This window comes from Alkalibacter mobilis (assembly GCF_015594845.1).
GTDB classification, from domain to species: Bacteria; Bacillota; Clostridia; order Eubacteriales; family Alkalibacteraceae; genus Alkalibacter; species Alkalibacter mobilis.
This window is the reverse complement of the sequence record NZ_JADNRK010000067.1, coordinates 1-1363: the sequence shown is the minus strand read 5'-3', so window position 1 is coordinate 1363 and position 1363 is coordinate 1. Positions and strand designations below refer to the sequence as shown.

The following is a 1363-nucleotide window of genomic DNA, read 5'->3' as shown; positions in this document are numbered from 1 at the left end:
AGATAACGTATAATTAATTTCGCAAAAACAAAATAACGAAAAATGGACGTGTCCATAGCCGTTTGGTAAAATCAAGTTACCACACAAAATCGAACCAAAGGAGGCTATGAAACATGTCCGATAACATTATACAATTAAACGAACAAGTAATCAAAACCGAACTGAAAGATCTGGTAAGAAATAGTGTGGAGGAAACGCTAAATGCGCTTCTCGACAAAGAAGCTGACGAGCTGATCAATGCTGCCAAGTACGAGCGAACCAGCGAACGCCAAGGTTATCGATCTGGTCACTATCAGAGAAATCTAACCACAACATCCGGAGATGTAACGCTCAAGGTACCAAAGCTCAAAGGTGTTCCCTTCGAAACCGCCATCATTGAAAGATACCGTAGACGGGAATGCTCTGTGGAAGAGGCTTTGATAGAAATGTACCTTGCCGGAGTATCCGTTCGCAGGGTCGAGGATATTACCGAAGCCTTATGGGGGACAAAGGTATCACCAGGTACGATTAGCAACCTGAACAAGAAAGCCTATGAGCACATCGAAACATGGCGTAATCGCCCATTAACTGGCGGTGATTATCCATATGTATATGTGGATGGAATCTTCCTGAAACGCTCCTGGGGCGGCGAATATGAGAATGTCGCCATACTGATTGCCATTGGCGTAAACGAGGAAGGCCATCGGGAAATCTTGGGCGCAGCAGAAGGAATGAAGGAAGACAAAGAAAGCTGGAGTTCCTTTCTTCAGTGGCTCAAAACCCGCGGACTTACTGGTGTACAGCTCATTGTCGGAGATAAAAGTCTTGGCATGCTTGAGTCAATTCCGGAGGTTTTTTCGGATGCAAAATATCAAAGATGCACCGTACACTTTTACCGTAATATCTTTTCAGTAACCCCCAGATCCAAGATGAAATTTGTCACTAAAATGCTCAAAGCGATCCATGCAAGCGAGGACAAATCTGCTGCCAGGTACAAAGCAGAACAGGTCATCGAAAAGCTCAAAGAGATGAAACTTCACCAGGCTGCAAAGAAGGTTGAAGATGGCATTGATGAGACTCTCACATATATGTCATTTCCGGTTGAGCACTGGACTCGGATTAGGACCAACAATGTCATAGAACGTCTCAATCGAGAAATCAGGAGGCGCACAAAAGTCGTCGGCACATTTCCTGATGGAAACTCTGCTCTCATGTTGGTGTGTGCGAGGTTACGCCATGTTGCCGGCACCCAGTGGGGATGCAAGCGGTATTTAAACATGAAACACCTGGAAAGAATGGAGCTTGACAACCCAGAGTCAGTTGCTCTTTAAATATATTCAAACCAAATGGCTAATTAATTTTGCGAAAGAATCTTGACGGTACC

The 1363-nt window shown here is 44.6% G+C and carries 1 protein-coding gene; it reads left to right on the top strand.

Annotated features, from left to right (window positions below; genetic code table 11):
* The first annotated feature begins 113 nt into the window (after window positions 1-113).
* Entirely contained in the window at window positions 114-1310 is a 1197-nt protein-coding gene (locus tag IWB18_RS12395; RefSeq protein WP_195683927.1) for an IS256 family transposase, read from the top strand.
* Window positions 1311-1363: the final 53 nt, after the last annotated feature.

What these genes read in the sequence shown, in the direction of transcription:
- IWB18_RS12395 (WP_195683927.1), top strand. Translation starts at nt 114, where the DNA reads ATGTCCGATAACATTATACAATTAAACGAACAAGTAATCAAAACCGAA.